The organism is Exiguobacterium sp. s5 (assembly GCF_018618075.1).
Lineage (GTDB): Bacteria > Bacillota > Bacilli > Exiguobacteriales > Exiguobacteriaceae > Exiguobacterium > Exiguobacterium mexicanum_A.
Window position 1 is genome coordinate 109,950 of record NZ_JACSLK010000006.1, and the last position, 17,698, is coordinate 127,647.

Here is a 17,698-nt window from a genome sequence, read left to right on the forward strand (position 1 = left end):
TCCTCTCTCCTATTATCTTAGCAAGACGACCTAGCCGCAACAACCAATGTTTTTTCAAAAAAGGGTTTGCAAAGCTAAAATCCTGTGCTATTATATTACCGTAACGTTAAGCGTTTCGCGGGTGTAGTTTAATGGTAAAACCTCAGCCTTCCAAGCTGATGACGAGAGTTCGATTCTCTTCACCCGCTCCATTTTAAAATTTCATATGCGGGTGTAGTTTAATGGTAAAACCTCAGCCTTCCAAGCTGATGACGAGAGTTCGATTCTCTTCACCCGCTCCAATTACCGACATATACGCGAGAATTTGCTCGCACACATAACCGCACGGTGTACCGTGCATGAAGCAGGACGTCATTTGACGTTCTGCTTTTTTTGTTTTTCACGATAATAGCAGTCATACCGGCGACGCTTAAATGATGACGATTCGGGAAAAGGATGGAAGACAAGAAGGAGGGATTCCCGTGATTCAAGTACGTCTTCAACCGTTCACTGTTTACGAAAGTGCACTCATGCGAACGACTTCGACGTTGATTGAGACGAATGAGAGCTTAATCGTCATCGACCCGAACTGGCTGCCTGAAGAGATTGCCACCATCCGCCGAGACGTCGAACTGCGTCGACAAGGCAAAAAGCTGTATGTCATCTATACGCACCAGCATTACGACCATATTATCGGTGCCTATGCGTTTCCCGATGCGACCGTCATCGCATCTCAGGCGTTCGTCGAGACGGATGCGCGCTCGCAGTTAGACGAGATCCAGTCGTTTTATGAGCAGTATTATATCGATCGCCCCATCGTCAAACCGGCCGTCGACATCATGATCTCCGAGGACGGGACGCTCGCACTCGGCTCTACCCCCATCACGTTTTTATTGACGCCCGGACACGAGTCGACTCATATGTCTTTAATCGTCGAACCGTTGCGACTCCTGATTTGTGGCGACTACGGGTCCAATATCGAGCCTCCGTTCATCGAGCATGATGCCGAGGCGTATTTGAATTCCTTGCAAAAACTCCAAGCCGCCATTTATGAGTATGAGATTCGTTGGCTCGTCCCGGGCCATGGCGATTTATGCGACGATCGCAGCAAGATGATGGAGCGGCTGAGCGCGGCCGAAGAGTATATCCTCGCTCTGCCCGAGGAACGGGTTTGGTCTCCCCATTGGCCCGAGCACGCCTTTTTCCAACGCGTCCATGAACGGAACCGTAAGCACGTCGAACAAAAAGCGAAAGATCGCGAGTCACGGCAGCAAGATTATTGACACAAAAAAATCGCAACGTCTCCCCAAGACGTTGCGATCCCCCCTATTATGTAGACCTATTTCTTTGTGATGCGCTCTGAACGGACCGTGAACATACGGTCAATCCCATAAATGGTCACGCCGGTTAAGGCGAGCAATCCAATCATAGCTGATGAAAACATTGACCATACCCCCATTGTTCACAAATTCGTCAAAATCACCCCGTGCCTTCATTATAGAAGAAAACAAACAAAAAAGAAAGCGTTTTCTTCTAACTTTCTTCACAATTTTGTCACCTCTTTGAGTTCCCATTTGCTTGTCCAGCCTTGCGCAAATATGTGTAGCTTTTGTGGAATGTGGGAATACACTCTATAAGAATAAAGAGACAGAAAGCTGTTCGTTGAGGAGGAAGAGGCATGATTAAGTACGGCACATTGGTGCGGGTCGAAGGGAAGTATGCCGTGTTACGTTGGAACAACGGCTCGAGTTTCATCCCAAGACGATTCTTGCCATCAGAAGCACGTGTTGGCGATACAATCATTCGAGATAATCATCACTATTATCTCGAGGAAGACATGACACCGAATTTTGATGCGCTCATCAAACAACATTATAAAAAGTAGACAAAGACAGACCGGTTCACTCCCAGTCTGTCTTTGTCCGTTCATTTACTTTGTTTTGTCTCGCAACCAATCGAAATCGACCGGTCCGACTTGTTTGGCGGTGATCACACCGTCTGATCCGATGACATAGGTCGTCGGCATGGCCACAATGCGATACGTTTTTACAGCCTCGCCGTCTTCGTCTAACAGGACCGGGAAACTGAGCGGCACTTCTTCTAAAAATGCATCGACATCTCGTCGGCCGCGACGTTCATTATTCGTGATGTTCACGCCTAGCACAGGGACGCCCGTCTCATCGCTAAATTTAATCAGTTCAGGTAGTTCTTCACGGCACGGAGGACACCACGTCGCCCAGAAGTTCACTACAACCGGCTGTCCATTGTAATCGGCGAGCGATAGGCGTTCCCCTTCGACCGTCTCCAGTTCAAGGGCCGGCGCGCGTTGACCGACCTCGAGACCGCCAAGTACGCTATCGTCCGTGGCGATGCTGACCGCCGGTTCCTTCGCCTGACTATTAAACTCGTCATATCCTTTATAGCCTAAACCGGCCACGAGGCCAGCCATGATCAATCCAATCGCTAGTTTATGAAATCGCATGATTTACCCCTTGTCCTGTGTACTGTTCACTCCTAAACTTAACTTATCATATCATTCAAAGGAGAGTAACTATCTTGCAACTTTACAACGAGAAAGTTAGCGTCACACTAAAAGCACACGGTGCCGAAATGACCAGTTGGAACGTCGACGGGACGGAGCTCCTCTGGCAAGGTGACCCAACGTATTGGGGCCGGCAAGCCCCGATCCTTTTTCCGTTCGTCGGACGCCTGCTCGACGACCGTTACTTATATGACGGAATGACGTACACGATGAGCCAACACGGATTTGCGCGCGACGAACTGTTCGAGGTCGCCGAGGCTTCCGATACCCACGTCCGCTTTATCCTGCGCGATTCTGTCGAGACGCGTAAACACTATCCATTTTCATTCGAACTGAATGTCATCTATCGCCTCATCGGCGAAGAGTTGAGCGTGACGTATCGTGTCGTCAACCGAGATGATACCGTCCTCCCGTTCAGCATCGGCGGGCACCCGGCCTTTAATATCCCATTTGCCGGGGGGACGTTTGAAGACTATACGATTGACTTTGGGGAGACGCGAACACTCGACCGTCTATTGCTCGAAGGACCTTACTTGACGGGTGCCTATCAACCGCTCGGGGAACGCCGTTACATCCCGCTGACTCATCACTTGTTCGACCAAGATGCCCTCATCTTTGAACAAATCGAGTACGCAGCGCTTCGACATCAACCGAGCGGTCGGGCCATCGTCATGGAATCCCCTCACTTCACCCATTTCGGCATCTGGTCGCCTCCACACTCCGACGCCCCGTTCGCTTGTCTCGAACCTTGGTTCGGACACGCTGACTACAAAGGTCATCGGAAGGACATCCGCCATAAAGAAGATATGCAACTGCTCGACCCTGGTGAGTCGTTCGAGGCGACTTACACGCTCTATACCGAATAAAAAACGAGCTGACCGATGCGGTCAGCTCGTTTTGTTAAAAGCGATTTTCTTGCTCCGCCTCATACTCTGACGGCGGTTTTTTCATGACGATGGCCAGGACGATATAAATCAATAGACCAGGACCCCCGAACAAAGCGAGGACGACGAAGATGATGCGCATTAACGTGACATCGACCCCGAGGTATTTCCCTAGTCCCGAACAGACACCGGCAATCATTTGATCAGACGGATCTTTATACAATTTTCGTTCCATCAGGACACCTTCTCCTCCAGATTTTCGTTAGCGTTGTGGTCGACGAAGCGTCGTTCTGCCTCCAGTCGCCACTTCTCCACGACTGTCAAAATCGAGTGCTTCATTGATTGGGGTACTGCCGGATTTCACTTCGATCCGACGGCCATACAACCCACGATTATCGAGCGAAGCGGTGATGATCGTCGCGACGTCCGTTTCAGAAATCGTCGCACCATTCGCATCACTCAAGTCTTCCGATGCCTCAATCGAGCCTTTCCCTGGCCCATCTACAATTGTCACTGGGCAAATGATCGTGTAGTTTAAACCGCTATGTTCGATATACTCATCGGCCGCGTTATTGGCAGACAAGAAGTTGAAATGTTCTTTCGGTGCCGCGTCCGGTTGATCCGCGCCGTATGCACTGAGCAAGACGACGTGACGGACACGTTCTTTTTTAGCAGCGTCAATCGCTTTCATCGCGACGTTGCGGTCCAGCAGTTCGATTTCCTTGCTTGATCCATCTGCCCCTGCCGTTGCCGCGATGATGACGGCATCTTGTCCCGAGGTCGCCTCGTGAATCCCTTTATCCAATTCTTTCTCGACGTCGACGGTGAGCACGCGCGCACCCATCTTTTCATACTCTGCCTGTAGTTCAGGATAACGAATTAAAGCGGTCACTTGATGCGATTTCGCTAAACTTTTCAATACACGTCTACCGATCTTTCCTGTTGCTCCAATGACTAAAACTTTCATTCAAATTTCCCTCCTCAAAAGAGTAGTTCATTTGATTAAATTTCCTCTTTCGGAACGGAATCAAACCCTTTTCGCGAAATTATCTCACCGTTCCCCACATCGTCAAGTCGAGGGCGTCACGAATGGCTTGAACACTCGCTTCGGTCGGTTGATAGTAATAGACGTTATCGATGTAGGCGTCTTCTCCTTCGATTTGAAGTTTATCCACCTGCGGCTGTAATACCATCGTCATTCCGATCGATGCCATCTGCAACGGATTCATTTCGAGTCCCATTTCGTCTTTCATGAAACGATACGTCGCCGGGATTTTCGTCCACCCCGTCGGACTGGCCAATTTATCGGCGACGGCCGACATGACTTCGGTTTGGCGGTTAGAGCGGGCACCGTCCGTGTCTGTCTTCCGGTGACGGGCGTAGGCGAGCGCCATGTCCCCGTCCATGGCGTAAGACACTCCTTCTGTGTACTCATACGTTTGATTGAAGCCTTTCTCGCTGAACGAGTGGGTCGCTGTGACGTTGACGCCGCCGACGAGGTCAATCAATTCCATAAACGTTTCAAACGTGATCACGACTTGACCGTCAACCGAGGTTTCCGTCAGTCCTTCTACCGCCCCGACCGTACAATCCGCACCGCCATAGGCAAACGCATGGGTGATCTTATCGCCTTCTCGTTCTGGTTCGCAAGGAATCGCTGTATACGTGTCCCGCGGAATCGAGACGTTTTGAACAGTGCGTGAACGTGGTACAAATTCCATCAACTGTAAAGAGTCCGTCCGTGATCCAGATAATGATTCTCCGACGCGGGCGTCACTTCCCATCACTAAAAACGTGACAGGACGCGTTGCCATATAGCCGACTCCGATGAGGAGGAGCAACATGACAAGCAATAGCTTCCCTTTCCACTTCCGGCGGCGCGGTTTGTCTTTCGGTGCGGTCGCCTCATGTTTGACGTGAGTTCGTTCCGGTTCACGTGTTTGGCGTCTCGGTTCCCGTCGTTCTTCTCGACGTGGCTTTGATTTACGTTTCGTGCCGAACGGAAGAGTTAACTTCGCTTTCGGTTTCCGGACGTCGCGCGCTTTCTTTTTTGGTTCAGACGACTGTTCATGCGCTCGGTTTAGAAACGGATGCTCGCCTTGTGTCGTCTCTGCTTGCCGGCCCGTCTCCCATCTTTCCGGGTTCTCTTCGTTTGTTTGATGATTTATCGTTTCGTGTCGAGCTTGTTCGTTTAGCTGAGCCTCTTCACTCAACCGTTCCCGTTCGAGCTCACGCTTTCTGCGTTCGACACGTGATAAGTGTTGATCGTCATTCATATGCAATACCTCAATTATGGTTAGATTTTTCTACATTATCATCGACAAACGTTTTTCTGACAACGGTTAACGTAAAAATCCGTCTCAAGCATGAGACGGAAGGGTTGTTTTGAATCGAAAGCGGGAAAGGAATAATAATTGGTGTCTGCCCATCTGCGGACAGTTACTTTGTTCGACGTCCTCTTGAAAGGAGGGAGAGCTAATGCGTATCGGGAAGTTACGGATGTTGCTAGAACAGTACGGCGAAGCCACGCTTCGCGATGTGATTGTCGAGATGTATCGAAACATCCCTAAAACCGTGATTGAAGAGAAAGACATCGACTTTATGGTCAGCCAGTTCACACGATATAAAGAACAAAAATCGTCAGACGAACGTCATTCGCTCTCACAAACCATCGTCCTCGCTGAACGTTTTGTCGAATTGGCTTATGATCACTTATATGTAGTCCCGAACCAAGTGATGAGTGAACGTGACCAAAAAAATTGGTACATTCATGCGAAAAAAATCATTCGCGATTTAGCCTATTACGCGGATGACGAGCCCGAGGCCCGGACGATGTACGAAGAAATGTTTTTGTTGCTGTCGTCTTCAGCGGGAGAAGAACCGCTCTTCACAACGAGCGATCCTTTCCGGTTGTTAAAATTGTCTCAAACCACGATGTTATCCCAACTGATTCAGTATTATCAACTTGATGCCCCCACGACCGCCGTTTGGATCGATCGTTCCTTATACACCGCACTCCATGTCCCAAAAGATGTTGACTCGACTCGGGTCGACCTGCTCTCGACACTCCTCGATCAATCTTATAATTCGTCCGAATGGAATTTGCTCCGTGAACGTTTGACCACGTTGTGCGACCGCACATTAGCCAAAGCCCACACAGACGAGAACGCCCTTGCCGATTATCAAGCCTTAAAGATGCTTGAGCTGGAATTACTCGTGGAGCGCGGCCATTTATCAGAAGCCGAACAAAAGTTGTTCGCCGAATATATCCCTTTCTTCTCCCATCGTTCAGAACCGTTCAAAGTATATGTGAATATGCTCGAAAGTCGTGGCCATGCGAATGAAACGAAACGATTGCGACGACTCGCCAAAGAAAAACGAATCCAATTTTAATCATACAAAAAAGGGAGTCAATCGACAACGTCGGTTGACTCCAAAACATGATATGAACGAGGGGTGTTCATCTGAAAAGGAGGGGAAGTTGGTGCAGAACTTCCTTCCTACACGTTTAGTATAAATCAGATTTGAAACCGCTTCCGATTCAGATATTGCATTTTTGTGAACGTTTTCACGTTATTCAATCGCATTGATAATCCCTAGCCCGATCACGGATAATAATACAATCAATACAAAAATGAACACCATCTCGTTCGGGGAGCGAAACCCTTCATATAGTTCTACCGCTTCGTCAACGATGACGTTCTCATGGACAACGATCGGATTCGTTTCCGCCTGCGCCGTATGCGGTATACCCATCAACACTACTGCTAATAACCAAAAACTTATTACGTATCGCATAGTCGTCTCCTTGACTCGTTTCTTACCCATCAGTATATCATGTCTTTTTCATTTAACATGAATTGGATTGTTCTACGTTTTAACAAATATCACACCCTGTTTCATCCTCCGCCATCAAACCTCTTTATGTATGTCTTAGCCAGATAGAGTCTCGTCCTTGAGCCATTTCCACGTCAAATCGGGAAGATTTTTGGGTGTTTTTTGAAACAAATACGCCCTTGATTTCCCAATAAATGTTCATCAATTTAATACGAGCATTTATATGTGGTAACGCTTACAATTTAAGGGTATCTCATTTTATATAGAAAGTAGGACCGCTCGGATGAAGCAGACCTTTACCATCAAAGAAAGTCGTGAACTTCCACCCCATCTTCGACCATTGCTCCACAATCTTTATAACCCTCAGCACGTCCCGAATCTGTTCAGCTTTCCACCACAGTGCTCGTTGTATACCGGTTGGCTAGGAAATGAGCTCATGGCCGCCATCACCGTGGATTATCGTGACCTCCCCACCACCCAACAGATTCGCATGACTGATGCAGCCTATACAAACTTCGCGGCATTGCGTGGGTTGATCGATCGCGTCTTGTATCAATTCCATCCGCATATCGGACAAAAAACGATGGTCTCTTTAAATGTCCAAAACGCAAAGGCACTTCAACGACTCGATTCGTTCACCGCCATCGGGTTCACACCTCATCTTGAGTCGACCGTTTTTGATTTACCTGTACTACCGTTCCAAAAAGAGACATACGCGCAATGGCAACTCTGCCTTGAGCATCCGGAAACGTATGCGTTATGGTCATCGACCCGCAATCAGTACGCCCGTCTTTTGCCAGGCGCCTTACCGGTTTCGGCTAGAACCATCGACGAATGTCATCGAAATCAAGGTGCGTTCCATTCATTGAGACGGAACGGTGCTGTCGTGGGCACGATGTATAGCCGAATCGAGTTCTCGCGCTTGCATATTCATGAGCTCCACATGACGTGCGACTCATTCACGACCCGAGAAGGTCTCTCGTTCCTCCAACAATCATCTTTCATAAGGTTGAAAAAGATTCAAGACGTCAAGGTCACAGTGACATCGCTCCAACCAAGCTTGCGAGACGCCCTACTAAAACAAAAAGCCACCCAAACATCTGTCAGCACTCATACATTTTTAAAAGAATTGGTCCCTTATCCTTCTGTACAGTAAACAGTAAAAAAACACGAAACGTTCTGGGTCCTTCATCGGACTCGTTCGTTTCGTGTTTTCATTCGGCAGCGTTTGTCGATTCCATCGCGAGCGGTGGCATCTGTTCAAAAAGATCGGTTCTAAGTCCTGTATCGCGCCGATCCAACGATTCGATTCGATCGAATTGGATCTCGCGGTCCGCCACGCTGAACCAATAGGTGATATGTGGCTCGTCTGTAAAACGCAGGGCATAATTGGAACCGTTCAAATGAAAGTCCACTTCCGTCGACAAGATTTCAGCAGGACCAATTTTTTTATGTGTCGTCAATCGTTCCAGGACGACTTGTTCTTCATTGATCCGATAATCGACAAACGTCGCAAGTGAGAGTCCAAACACAAATGACACCAGCGCGAACGCGCTGATCAATCCAAGAGTGATCTTTCCGTTCATTTCGCCGTCCCTCCCTCTTTCAGTATATCGGATTCCGACAAAACGTTGTGAAGTGACATTTTGTTCAAGTTTCGTCAAACTAGAGTGTGAGGAGGGATCAAGATGCACATTGACCATACCGGAATCGCTGTCCGTGATTTAGACGAAGCGATTTCATTTTACACGACCGTCCTACAAGGGAAGCTCGTCGATCGCTACACAAACACAGCGGTCGGCGTCGAGACGGAAATCGCCGTCATCCACGTCGGTGACGATGTGATTGAACTGTTGTTGCCGACGAGCCCAACGAGTCCAATCGCCCGCTTCATGAAAGCACGAGGCAAAGGCGTCCACCATATCGCCTACCAGGTTGATGACTTAACTCAATCGATCGAGTCGCTCAAACGAGACGGCATTTCCTTTTTAGAGGACACGTTGCGGACGACGGCAAAAGGCCGACGTCTCATCTATATGGACCCACGTCATTCGGGCGGCGTCATCGTCGAACTGTGCGACTATCCGACAACAAGCAAGCAGTGAGGGAGCCCCTCACTGCTTTTGTAATGCCTGCTCGATGATATCACGGTTTTTTGTCTTCAACCGTTCGTTGTGCGAGGACACCATCGCCGCTTTCGTGGCGTCCGGATCGATGAACGTCTTTGCACGGTTGACGGCATTGGCCGCATCTTGGAAAGCGCCCGCGATGAGGTGGACTTTCCCTTCATGCGTCAAAATGTCGCCAGCCGCATATAAACCTGGCACCGACGACTCGCTGCTCGCATTGCCTTTCACGTAAAAACCATCCACCATCTCGACTTGTAACTCGCAATCACCGAGCAGCGCCGTATCCTGCTCGTACCCATGGTTGATGACGACTTCGTCGACTTCTACGAGATCACGTTCCCCCGTCCCGCAATCGACGAGCGAAACCGCATGAATCGTCGTCCCATCCCGAGAGATGAGGTCTTCGATTTGCGTATGCAACCGACAGTCGACACGGCCACAAAGCAACTTATCGACTTGTGACTCATGTCCCTTGAGCGCTTCTTTCCGGTACGTTAAAATGACGCGCTCAGCAATCGGTTCGAGCTCATTGGCCCAGTCGATGGCACTGTTGCCGCCCCCTGAGATCAATACCGTCTTTCCTTTGAACGCCATGAGCGATTTGACCGTATAGTGTAAATTCGAGACCTCGAAGCGCTCTGCCCCGCTGATATCGATTTTCTGTGGTTGTAGGATGCCGCTTCCTGTCGCGACGATGACCGTCTTGGAAACATGCTGTCCATGTGTCGTATCGAGTACGAAATGGCCTTGGTTGTCCTTCGTCATCGATTCGACTTTCTCTCCGAGCACGACGGTCGGATCAAACGTCAAGCCTTGTTCCACCAATTGTTCGATAAGGCGAGCACCGGTCGTCGGTGTGACCCCGCCGACGTCCCAAATCATCTTCTCTGGATAGACATGGATTTTGCCGCCGAGATGTGGTTGAAACTCAATCAATTTCGTCTTCATCCCACGAAGCCCACTATAAAACGTCGCATATAGTCCGGCTGGTCCGCCCCCAATAATCGTTACATCATATACATCTTGTTCGCTCATCGCCCTCACCCTTCCTTGAAACTCCAGCGCCATTGATTCTCATTCTCATTCACTATACCTTGAAACACGCCTGTCGACAATCTATTTTGACATCAAACAAACATTGACACGATGTGTGGCACTTGCTATAGTAGATTCGATATTGAGAATCATTATCACGGGCGTCATCTACGGAAAGGGGAATCCATCATGTCACGGATACATACGACAGATATCGAGGTCGGATATGGCGACAAGACGATTGTAAAACAATTGAGCTTGTCGATTCCCGACCATAAAATCACGACGATCATCGGACCGAACGGCTGTGGAAAATCGACGCTCTTGAAGGCGATGACCCGGATTCTTTCTCCGTCTAACGGTTCAGTCCATTTGGACGGAGCCGACATCGCCAAATGTAACACGAAAGAGATCGCCCGAAAAATGGCGATCCTGCCGCAAACGCCAGAAGGTGCCGGCGGATTGACGGTTGGAGAACTCGTCTCCTACGGCCGGTTCCCTTATCAATCCGGATTTGGCCGCCTTTCGAAACATGATCATGAAGTGATTGATTGGGCGCTTGACGTGACCGGGACGCTCGCCTATAAAGACCGCAGCGTCGATGCCCTCTCAGGCGGACAACGTCAGCGTGTATGGATTGCGATGGCGCTCGCCCAAGAGACCGATTTGATTTTCTTGGATGAACCGACGACGTATCTCGACTTGGCCCATCAGCTCGAAGTACTCGAACTGCTCGAGACGCTCAATCGAGACCAAGGGCGAACCATCGTCATGGTCCTCCACGACTTGAATCAGGCCGCTCGCTTTGCCGATCACATCGTCGCGATGAAAGACGGCGAAGTACTCGCGACAGGAACGGCCGAAGAAGTCATCTGTCCGCTCGTCCTCAGACAAGTATTCCACATCGATGCCATCATCGGTCGCGACCCGCGGACCGAGAAGCCGATGTGTCTCACGTATCACTTGATCAAAGAAGAGACAAACGAAGTGAAACACGACAAACAGGTCGCCGCAGCACTGCTTGCCAACGCGCATTAATCGGCTGAGCACTACTTAACGTCCCGCACATTGCGAGACGTTTTTTCATTCAGCGTGCGTTTTTGGGGAGGAAGACGCGGGTATTGAGTGGAAGATACTGAGAAAGGAGGCACGCTATGGATTGGTTAGACGGGTTCTTCATTCTCATCTCAGTCGCTTGGCTATATGAAATTTGGCGTTACCGAAATCGGTCCGAGCCGACCGACGGCGCCAGTGAGCACGCCAGTTTTTACATCGTTTCATTGATCATGGTCATCGTGTTTGCGGTTTCCATCGGATTATCCGTCTGGACAGATGTACGTCAACCGCTTCCCCAACGTCTGCTCGGACTCGGTTGCTACGTAGCCGGAGTGTCGCTCCGCTATTGGGGCATCGGGCAGTTGCGCCATCAGTTCACCCGTCACGTCGTCGTCCGTCCCGAGGATGAACTCGTCAGTTCGGGGCCGTATCGCTATTTACGTCACCCGCTCTACACAGGGCTCTTGTTTATCACACTCGGGTTTTCACTTTACTTCACGCATTGGGGCATCGCCTTATTCGGCACATTCTCGATTGGTTTAGCGCTGTTATGGCGAATTCACATCGAAGAGAAGATGCTGACCTCTCATTTCGGGAGCGCGTATCGAACGTGGGCCAAATCGCGTAAACGATTGATCCCGTTCATCTATTGAGCAACAATCGCTGAATAAACAAAAACATGCACGCCGTCAATCGATGACGGTCGTGCATGTTTTTTTATACAGAGAAGCGTCCGAGCAGACGGACGATCATAAAGCCTGCCCCAAATGAGAGGATACTGAGCACCCACATGAGCGTCGTGTCCGGGAGACCCGGGAATACGACCGCGAGCGAGCCGATGACGAGGCCTAAAATGACGGAAAACGTCATGCCTGGAAAATGGCCGAGCAAATAGCGGATCACTTTACTGCTGACGATGAAACCGACCGCCACCCCAAGACCGACGATACCGATGATGAGAATATTCAAGTTCGATAACGCACTGATGACGGTTGGATAGACCCCGATGAGAAGCAAGACGAACGAGCCGCTAATCCCTGGTAACAACATGGCCATACTTCCGAGCCATCCTGAGAAGAACAACAAGATCGCCGTACTTGTGGAAAGTTCTGTAATGATGGCCGTATCTGCCGGTTTAATGATAGCCATGCTCGCCACAAGAATGGCCCCGATCACCATGGCGACGATATGTACCGGACGCATGACCGCACGCGATCGAAATTCAAACAGGAGCAACGGGATTATCCCGAGAATCAACCCGATGAAAAAGAACTGGGTCGGCTCGTAATATTCAAGCAGCAAAAATTCGATCACGCGGCTAAGACCTAAAATCGCACCCGCCATCCCGATCCCGAGCGGAATCAAGAACAAGATATGCTGTTTCCAATGTCGACTGAAAATCCCACTGATCGCTTCGATCAACCGGTCATAAATCCCTAAAATAACTGCAATCGTCCCACCACTGACACCGGGAATCAAGTCACTCGTCCCCATCGCGATGCCGCGCAGGATATTTTTCCATTCCATACATGATCTCCTTTTTCGCTACTGATTCATTTCAAGCATTTAGTATAGCCGAGTCGCAATCATTTTGCATCGGTTTTAAGACTGATAATTGACCGATTGACGGTTCAGTCAAAGCGCGAGCGCCATATAATCAAACCGTCCTCCGGAGATATCGATTTCTTTCACTTTTTTAAAGCCGAGCCGCTCATACAACCGCCCGGCTGCCGGGTTCGTCTGGTCAACGTTGAGCGTGACTTGTGGGATGCCTGTCTCACGGGCATGGTCAATCGCTTGTTGAATCAGTTTCGTCCCAATCCCACGGCCGCCGAACGACGAGTCGACAGCGACCGAATCGATATAGAGCACATCCCCTGACGTTTCGACGTCTAACGTGTCCGGTTGCCTTTGGGTCCGGAGCCACGCCTTGATCGGTTCATCCAACTGCGATGCCCGTTCCCCGTGGTAGGCAATCAGAATGCCCGCCATCACTGTCTCGTTTTCCGCCACCCAAACGTTTTCGTAGCTCAAGCGGTTTCCGGGCTGACCAATCCACATCGAGAGTCGTTCGAGTACTTGTTGTTGGTCTGACGTACCGGTCAACGAATACGCAATTTCGTGAATCGCCGCGTAAACGAGCGGTGCGATTTGCGTGCTATCATCCGGTGTCGCTTTTCGAATATTCATCTTTATCGCCTCCACCCATCAGTCTAGCACAAAGCTTCTTTCAAAGGGTTTGTCGGACAGTGAAGTGTGGGATGATACAAACAGAAGGGAGGAATAAGTAATGAAAGCAATTTTGACAGGCATGAACGGGACGGTCGCCCCTGTCGTCGCCCGTACATTAAAGCGGCACGGCATCGAGCCGGTCGCGTGGGACCGCACGAAAGTGTCCACATCTGACGAGGCTGAGATGCGAGCCTTTATCGAATCGGTCCGCCCGACTTATTTTCTTCATATCGGCATGGGCGCCGCCGAATGGGCCGATACGCTCGCACGCCTATGCGGGGAATATAAAATCCCCTTCCTCTTCACGAGCACCGTCTCCGTCTTCTCCGACAGTGTGACGGGACCAATCACCCCGGACACACCGCCCGATGCAACAGATGAATATGGTACCTATAAACGGGCGTGTGAAGAAACCATCGCCCGGACTAATCCCGGTGCCCAAATCGTCCGCCTCGGTTGGCAAATCGGGGACGGTCCCGGTTCGAACAATATGATGGATTATTTCGAGACCGAGATGAAGCGAAAAGGTGTAATCGTCGCGAGCGCACACTGGTACCCGTCCTGCTCGTTTTTAGAAGATACGGCGGACGCCTTGTTCGAGATTTTGACGAAACGTGGGCCGGGACTGTATCAATTGAACGGCAACCCGAGCCATTCCCTCTATGACATCGCACTCGGCTTGAAAGAGTTGCATGACACATCATGGCAAATCGAACGAACCGACGAACCGAAACGGGATAACCGTATGGTCGACACGAACATCACAATCCAACCGATCACGAAACGGTTAGCCTTGCACACAAAATGAGTCGCCTCTCGGCGACTCATTTGCGTTCAATCTGTTTCAATACGAGCCCGCTTTTCGGCAAACTCGGTAAGTCCACAAAACTATAACTAAGGTCTTGAGACGGTACCTCATAGCGATAGCGGTTCAAGAACACGTCGATCGTTTCCCGCATGATGGCGATCGTCACATGTTCCCCGGCGCAGCGATGCCCAAAATCCACATCCCCGCCACCTTGAGGGATGAACGTGAACGGGCTCTCGGTCCAACCTTTGAACCGGTCTGGATTGAACTGTTCGGGTTCCGTCCAATGCGCTGGGTCGTGGTTCGTCCCATACAAGTCGAGCAAGACGAGCGTCCCTTGCTCGAACGCAAACCCATCCCATTCAAAGTCCTGTTTGACGCGCGCAGCCGTCACCGGGAAGAACGGATAAAAGCGCCGGACTTCTTGGACGAACCATGTCGAATCCGTCTCGCCGTAGGCCAACCGGGCACGAGCCTCCGGAAACTGATGCAACGCGAGCACAGTGAACAAGACGTAAATCGACACCGCCACGGTCGGTCGTATAATATTGATCACCTCGACCGCCACGACATCAGCCGGAAGCAGCTCCCCGGCCTCATCACGATGCCATGAAAATTCATACAGTGCTGTCTGTTCGTTCGGAAGCAACCGGTTCGTCCGCACTTCCTCGACCATCTTCCGAACCCAAGACTCGGCCGACGACCGGGCCGCTCGTCCACGTATGTGCTTTGGTCCAAGGGCCGTCCCCGATTCGAACAACAACCGCATCTCATCCGTCCGCTGTTTCACTTCATGCTCGCCGAGCGGGACCCCAGCCCATTCACAAACGGCCCGCATGAGGACTTCTTGCGCCATATCATAGAGTATTGTTTCGTCTTCGGCCGCATCGAGCGCTCGTTCCCATTCACGGCTGACAAGTCTCGTCAGTCGCTCGATATTTCCTGGGAACATGAGCGACATGAACATCTTTTTTCGATGTGCATGCGCCGCACCGTCCAGCGTCTGCACCCCGTCCTCCCCGAACAACGTCTTCAGCAACCGCTTCGGTGCCGCGTCTTGCCGAACGAATTTGTCCGCGTCATAAAATAAAGCGGCTGCCTCGGCACCACCGAGACAGATTGCTCGCTCCCCAAGCAAACGCGTTTCGAATAGGTTTGACTGAAAGCTTTTTCTGCGGTTCGGGACATACAAGTAGCCCTCCCGGAGGAACGCCAAGCTATGGTCGAGCCCTTGTTCTTTCGGGATCGGTCGTGTCATGATGTATCATCCTTTCCAACTTTTCTATAGAGGATGTTCCCCTGTTATTAGCGAACAAACCTATAAAGAAAGGAGGCGGGCGAATGCTCTCATTTATTTTGACATTTCGTCGCATGTTTCGCGGAATCTGGCGCGGTCTGAAAGACGCTGAGTTTCAAGTGTTGTTCAGTCTCGCCCTTCTGACCATCGTCTCGGGGACACTATTTTATTCACGGTTCGAGGACATGCGTTGGCTTGACGCCTTGTATTTCAGCGTCGTCACGCTCACGACGATCGGCTATGGGGATTTCGTCCCGACGACCGATCTCGGTAAAGTGTTCACGATCGGCTACGTCATTACTGGTGTCGGCATCATGGTCGGCTTCATCACCAAAGTCTTTGACCACCTCCAGCAAGCGCGACTCGAAGAGGTCCGCAAACGAAACACGCCACCGTCTCCTTGAAGACGGTGGCGTGTTTCGTTAAGATGCTTTTCGATTTCGATTTTCGAGCTCGAGTTGCTGATTGAACCGTTTCGTCTCGGCGATCACAACACCCGACAAGAACAGCAGACCAATCAAGTTCGGGATGGCCATCAAACCGTTAAACACATCGGAAAGGGCCCAGACCAAGTTAAGGTTCGTCGTCATCGCGCCGAGTCCGGCCACGAGGACGAAGGCGATGCGATACGGAATAATCGATTTCTGGCCGAACAAGTAGTGAATCGAACGTTCTCCATAATACGACCATCCGAGCACCGTCGAATAGGCGAACATGACGAGGCCGATTGTCACGATATATCCGCCAGCCGGCCCTAAGAATTGCTCAAACGTCGCCGTCGTCAACGCGACCCCTTCGAGCCCCGACCCGATTTGTCCGCCCATGACGAGCGTGATCCCTGTGACCGAACAGACGATGAGCGTATCGAGGAACACTTGCGTCATCGAGACGAGTGCCTGACGTCCTGGCATATCCGTCTTGGCCGCCGCCGCCGCGATTGGGGCCGATCCAAGACCGGCCTCGTTCGAGAAGACGCCGCGGGCCACCCCGTAACGAATCGCCGCCCCGATCGCTCCTCCACCAATTGCCTCGGCGCTTAACGTGCTGCTGAAGATGAGTGAAATCGCATCTGGAATGAGCGTATAGTTCATAATCATAATCAATAATCCACTGCCGAGATAAAAGACGATCATGACCGGTACGAAGTAACTGACGACGCGTCCGATCGATTTGACACCACCTAAGATGACCGCACCCGTGAAGATCATGATCAAGATACCGGATACGTAAAGCGGCACATCAAACGTCGTTTGGAGTGCCATCGCCACCGAATTCGTCTGTACCCCGTTTCCAATCCCGAACGCCGCGAGGGAAGCGAACCCCGCGAAGGCGACGGCGAGCCAGCGCTGTTTCAAGCCGCGCTCCAAGTAATACATTGGTCCCCCAGCCATTTGTCCCCGCTCATCAGTGACCCGATATTTGACCGCGAGCACGGCTTCCGCGTATTTGGTCGCCATTCCGAAGAAACCGGATACCCACATCCAGACGATCGCGCCTGGCCCACCGAGCACGACGGCCGTCGCGACCCCGACGATATTCCCCGTACCGACCGTAGCCGCGAGCGCGGTCATGAGTGCTTGGAAGTGACTGATGTCCCCTTTCGATGACTTGTCCTGATTTTTAGAGAATGCGAGCTTCAATGCGTAAGGCAACTTCGTGATTTGAATTCCCCCGAGACGTACCGTCAAATAAATGCCTGTCCCCACAAGCAAAATCAATAACGGTGGTCCCCACACAAAGTTTGAAATCGTACCGATGAGTTCACTGAACGATTGACCCATGTTGTATTCCCCTTTCCCCGTATGTAATGAGTACATCTCTATTTTTTCAGAATACTTAGAAGATTGTCAAAAGTATTGTGATAAAACAAGTCAGAGAAAGAGGGGCTGTATCTAAAAC

21 protein-coding genes and 2 tRNA genes are annotated in these 17,698 nt (G+C 50.7%); 12 read left to right on the top strand and 11 right to left on the bottom strand.

Features of this window, described 5'->3' with window-relative positions; genetic code table 11:
- Positions 1-117 precede the first annotated feature (117 nt).
- The 4 genes from KNP60_RS12590 to KNP60_RS12605 all read left to right on the top strand — a co-directional run bounded on the left by KNP60_RS12590 (position 118) and on the right by KNP60_RS12605 (position 1,864).
- Positions 118-191, top strand: a tRNA-Gly gene (locus KNP60_RS12590).
- A gap of 16 nt (positions 192-207) precedes the next feature.
- Positions 208-281: transfer RNA gene (locus KNP60_RS12595), tRNA-Gly, on the top strand.
- 180 nt (positions 282-461) lie between these two features.
- Positions 462-1,262 (top strand): MBL fold metallo-hydrolase, encoded by an 801-nt coding sequence (locus tag KNP60_RS12600; protein ID WP_034781170.1) that lies wholly within the window; start codon positions 462-464, stop codon positions 1,260-1,262.
- Positions 1,263-1,657: 395 nt separating this feature from the next.
- Positions 1,658-1,864: a DUF3006 domain-containing protein gene (locus tag KNP60_RS12605; RefSeq protein WP_016508383.1), complete on the top strand. Its 207-nt coding sequence runs from the start codon at positions 1,658-1,660 to the stop codon at positions 1,862-1,864.
- A 45-nt stretch (positions 1,865-1,909) separates the two neighbouring features.
- On the opposite strand, the gene KNP60_RS12610 is transcribed toward KNP60_RS12605, so the two are convergent.
- Positions 1,910-2,461, bottom strand: a complete 552-nt coding sequence (locus tag KNP60_RS12610; protein ID WP_138859961.1) for a TlpA family protein disulfide reductase — start codon at positions 2,459-2,461, stop codon at positions 1,910-1,912.
- Between the two features lie 74 nt (positions 2,462-2,535).
- Here KNP60_RS12610 and KNP60_RS12615 point away from each other — a divergent pair, with 74 nt between their 5' ends.
- Positions 2,536-3,387: an aldose 1-epimerase family protein gene (locus tag KNP60_RS12615; RefSeq protein WP_251128517.1), complete on the top strand. Its 852-nt coding sequence runs from the start codon at positions 2,536-2,538 to the stop codon at positions 3,385-3,387.
- A 34-nt stretch (positions 3,388-3,421) separates the two neighbouring features.
- Here the strand turns inward: KNP60_RS12615 and KNP60_RS12620 are convergent, their stop codons facing one another.
- The 3 genes from KNP60_RS12620 to KNP60_RS12630 all read right to left on the bottom strand — a co-directional run bounded on the left by KNP60_RS12620 (position 3,422) and on the right by KNP60_RS12630 (position 5,681).
- A complete protein-coding gene (locus KNP60_RS12620) occupies positions 3,422-3,640 on the bottom strand; it encodes a PspC domain-containing protein (RefSeq protein ID WP_034781174.1) in 219 nt (72 codons plus the stop codon).
- A gap of 27 nt (positions 3,641-3,667) precedes the next feature.
- Entirely contained in the window at positions 3,668-4,372 is a 705-nt protein-coding gene (locus KNP60_RS12625) for an SDR family oxidoreductase (RefSeq protein ID WP_034781176.1), read from the bottom strand.
- Positions 4,373-4,451: 79 nt separating this feature from the next.
- Positions 4,452-5,681: an LCP family protein gene (locus tag KNP60_RS12630; RefSeq protein ID WP_214797602.1), complete on the bottom strand. Its 1,230-nt coding sequence runs from the start codon at positions 5,679-5,681 to the stop codon at positions 4,452-4,454.
- A 202-nt stretch (positions 5,682-5,883) separates the two neighbouring features.
- On the opposite strand from KNP60_RS12630, the gene KNP60_RS12635 reads away from it, so the two are divergent.
- Positions 5,884-6,798, top strand: coding sequence for a hypothetical protein (locus KNP60_RS12635; RefSeq protein ID WP_034781180.1), 915 nt, complete (start codon positions 5,884-5,886; stop codon positions 6,796-6,798).
- 180 nt (positions 6,799-6,978) lie between these two features.
- Here the strand turns inward: KNP60_RS12635 and KNP60_RS12640 are convergent, their stop codons facing one another.
- Positions 6,979-7,203, bottom strand: coding sequence for a hypothetical protein (locus KNP60_RS12640; protein ID WP_034781182.1), 225 nt, complete (start codon positions 7,201-7,203; stop codon positions 6,979-6,981).
- Between the two features lie 475 nt (positions 7,204-7,678).
- On the opposite strand from KNP60_RS12640, the gene KNP60_RS12645 reads away from it, so the two are divergent.
- Entirely contained in the window at positions 7,679-8,398 is a 720-nt protein-coding gene (locus tag KNP60_RS12645) for a hypothetical protein (RefSeq protein ID WP_214797603.1), read from the top strand.
- A 58-nt stretch (positions 8,399-8,456) separates the two neighbouring features.
- Here the strand turns inward: KNP60_RS12645 and KNP60_RS12650 are convergent, their stop codons facing one another.
- Positions 8,457-8,828, bottom strand: coding sequence for a hypothetical protein (locus tag KNP60_RS12650; RefSeq protein WP_034781184.1), 372 nt, complete (start codon positions 8,826-8,828; stop codon positions 8,457-8,459).
- A gap of 102 nt (positions 8,829-8,930) precedes the next feature.
- On the opposite strand from KNP60_RS12650, the gene KNP60_RS12655 reads away from it, so the two are divergent.
- Complete coding sequence (locus tag KNP60_RS12655; protein ID WP_214754276.1) at positions 8,931-9,347, top strand: VOC family protein; 417 nt, start codon at positions 8,931-8,933, stop codon at positions 9,345-9,347.
- Between the two features lie 9 nt (positions 9,348-9,356).
- On the opposite strand, the gene KNP60_RS12660 is transcribed toward KNP60_RS12655, so the two are convergent.
- On the bottom strand, positions 9,357-10,406 hold the full coding sequence (locus tag KNP60_RS12660) for an NAD(P)/FAD-dependent oxidoreductase (protein ID WP_034781187.1): 1,050 nt from the start codon (positions 10,404-10,406) through the stop codon (positions 9,357-9,359).
- Between the two features lie 189 nt (positions 10,407-10,595).
- On the opposite strand from KNP60_RS12660, the gene KNP60_RS12665 reads away from it, so the two are divergent.
- Together KNP60_RS12665 and KNP60_RS12670 are read left to right on the top strand one after the other, a co-directional pair.
- Positions 10,596-11,444, top strand: coding sequence for an ABC transporter ATP-binding protein (locus KNP60_RS12665; protein ID WP_034781188.1), 849 nt, complete (start codon positions 10,596-10,598; stop codon positions 11,442-11,444).
- Between the two features lie 116 nt (positions 11,445-11,560).
- Positions 11,561-12,115, top strand: a complete 555-nt coding sequence (locus tag KNP60_RS12670) for a methyltransferase family protein (protein WP_034781189.1) — start codon at positions 11,561-11,563, stop codon at positions 12,113-12,115.
- Positions 12,116-12,179: 64 nt separating this feature from the next.
- On the opposite strand, the gene KNP60_RS12675 is transcribed toward KNP60_RS12670, so the two are convergent.
- Positions 12,180-12,989, bottom strand: a complete 810-nt coding sequence (locus KNP60_RS12675; protein ID WP_214712213.1) for a DUF368 domain-containing protein — start codon at positions 12,987-12,989, stop codon at positions 12,180-12,182.
- A 108-nt stretch (positions 12,990-13,097) separates the two neighbouring features.
- Positions 13,098-13,652, bottom strand: a complete 555-nt coding sequence (locus KNP60_RS12680) for a GNAT family N-acetyltransferase (RefSeq protein WP_214797604.1) — start codon at positions 13,650-13,652, stop codon at positions 13,098-13,100.
- A gap of 100 nt (positions 13,653-13,752) precedes the next feature.
- Here KNP60_RS12680 and KNP60_RS12685 point away from each other — a divergent pair, with 100 nt between their 5' ends.
- Positions 13,753-14,502, top strand: coding sequence for a sugar nucleotide-binding protein (locus KNP60_RS12685; RefSeq protein WP_214797605.1), 750 nt, complete (start codon positions 13,753-13,755; stop codon positions 14,500-14,502).
- 16 nt (positions 14,503-14,518) lie between these two features.
- Here the strand turns inward: KNP60_RS12685 and cypC are convergent, their stop codons facing one another.
- Positions 14,519-15,760, bottom strand: coding sequence for a CYP152 family fatty-acid peroxygenase CypC (gene cypC / locus KNP60_RS12690; protein ID WP_214797606.1), 1,242 nt, complete (start codon positions 15,758-15,760; stop codon positions 14,519-14,521).
- 83 nt (positions 15,761-15,843) lie between these two features.
- Between cypC and KNP60_RS12695 the strand changes: the two genes are divergently transcribed.
- The gene (locus KNP60_RS12695) at positions 15,844-16,203 is read left to right on the top strand and encodes a potassium channel family protein (RefSeq protein ID WP_034781199.1); all 360 of its coding nucleotides are present in this window, start codon (positions 15,844-15,846) and stop codon (positions 16,201-16,203) included.
- Between the two features lie 18 nt (positions 16,204-16,221).
- Here the strand turns inward: KNP60_RS12695 and KNP60_RS12700 are convergent, their stop codons facing one another.
- Positions 16,222-17,580, bottom strand: coding sequence for an alanine/glycine:cation symporter family protein (locus KNP60_RS12700; protein ID WP_214712218.1), 1,359 nt, complete (start codon positions 17,578-17,580; stop codon positions 16,222-16,224).
- Positions 17,581-17,698: the final 118 nt, after the last annotated feature.

Excerpts from the sequence above, each read along its gene's own strand:
- KNP60_RS12605 (WP_016508383.1), top strand. The coding sequence starts at position 1,658 with ATGATTAAGTACGGCACATTGGTGCGGGTCGAAGGGAAGTATGCCGTG.
- KNP60_RS12610 (WP_138859961.1), bottom strand. The coding sequence starts at position 2,461 with ATGCGATTTCATAAACTAGCGATTGGATTGATCATGGCTGGCCTCGTG.
- KNP60_RS12620 (WP_034781174.1), bottom strand. The coding sequence starts at position 3,640 with ATGGAACGAAAATTGTATAAAGATCCGTCTGATCAAATGATTGCCGGT.
- KNP60_RS12625 (WP_034781176.1), bottom strand. The coding sequence starts at position 4,372 with ATGAAAGTTTTAGTCATTGGAGCAACAGGAAAGATCGGTAGACGTGTA.
- KNP60_RS12630 (WP_214797602.1), bottom strand. The coding sequence starts at position 5,681 with ATGAATGACGATCAACACTTATCACGTGTCGAACGCAGAAAGCGTGAG.
- KNP60_RS12635 (WP_034781180.1), top strand. The coding sequence starts at position 5,884 with ATGCGTATCGGGAAGTTACGGATGTTGCTAGAACAGTACGGCGAAGCC.
- KNP60_RS12640 (WP_034781182.1), bottom strand. The coding sequence starts at position 7,203 with ATGCGATACGTAATAAGTTTTTGGTTATTAGCAGTAGTGTTGATGGGT.
- KNP60_RS12645 (WP_214797603.1), top strand. The coding sequence starts at position 7,679 with ATGGCCGCCATCACCGTGGATTATCGTGACCTCCCCACCACCCAACAG.
- KNP60_RS12650 (WP_034781184.1), bottom strand. The coding sequence starts at position 8,828 with ATGAACGGAAAGATCACTCTTGGATTGATCAGCGCGTTCGCGCTGGTG.
- KNP60_RS12655 (WP_214754276.1), top strand. The coding sequence starts at position 8,931 with ATGCACATTGACCATACCGGAATCGCTGTCCGTGATTTAGACGAAGCG.
- KNP60_RS12660 (WP_034781187.1), bottom strand. The coding sequence starts at position 10,406 with ATGAGCGAACAAGATGTATATGATGTAACGATTATTGGGGGCGGACCA.
- KNP60_RS12665 (WP_034781188.1), top strand. The coding sequence starts at position 10,596 with ATGTCACGGATACATACGACAGATATCGAGGTCGGATATGGCGACAAG.
- KNP60_RS12670 (WP_034781189.1), top strand. The coding sequence starts at position 11,561 with ATGGATTGGTTAGACGGGTTCTTCATTCTCATCTCAGTCGCTTGGCTA.
- KNP60_RS12675 (WP_214712213.1), bottom strand. The coding sequence starts at position 12,989 with ATGGAATGGAAAAATATCCTGCGCGGCATCGCGATGGGGACGAGTGAC.
- KNP60_RS12680 (WP_214797604.1), bottom strand. The coding sequence starts at position 13,652 with ATGAATATTCGAAAAGCGACACCGGATGATAGCACGCAAATCGCACCG.
- KNP60_RS12685 (WP_214797605.1), top strand. The coding sequence starts at position 13,753 with ATGAAAGCAATTTTGACAGGCATGAACGGGACGGTCGCCCCTGTCGTC.
- cypC (WP_214797606.1), bottom strand. The coding sequence starts at position 15,760 with ATGACACGACCGATCCCGAAAGAACAAGGGCTCGACCATAGCTTGGCG.
- KNP60_RS12695 (WP_034781199.1), top strand. The coding sequence starts at position 15,844 with ATGCTCTCATTTATTTTGACATTTCGTCGCATGTTTCGCGGAATCTGG.
- KNP60_RS12700 (WP_214712218.1), bottom strand. The coding sequence starts at position 17,580 with ATGGGTCAATCGTTCAGTGAACTCATCGGTACGATTTCAAACTTTGTG.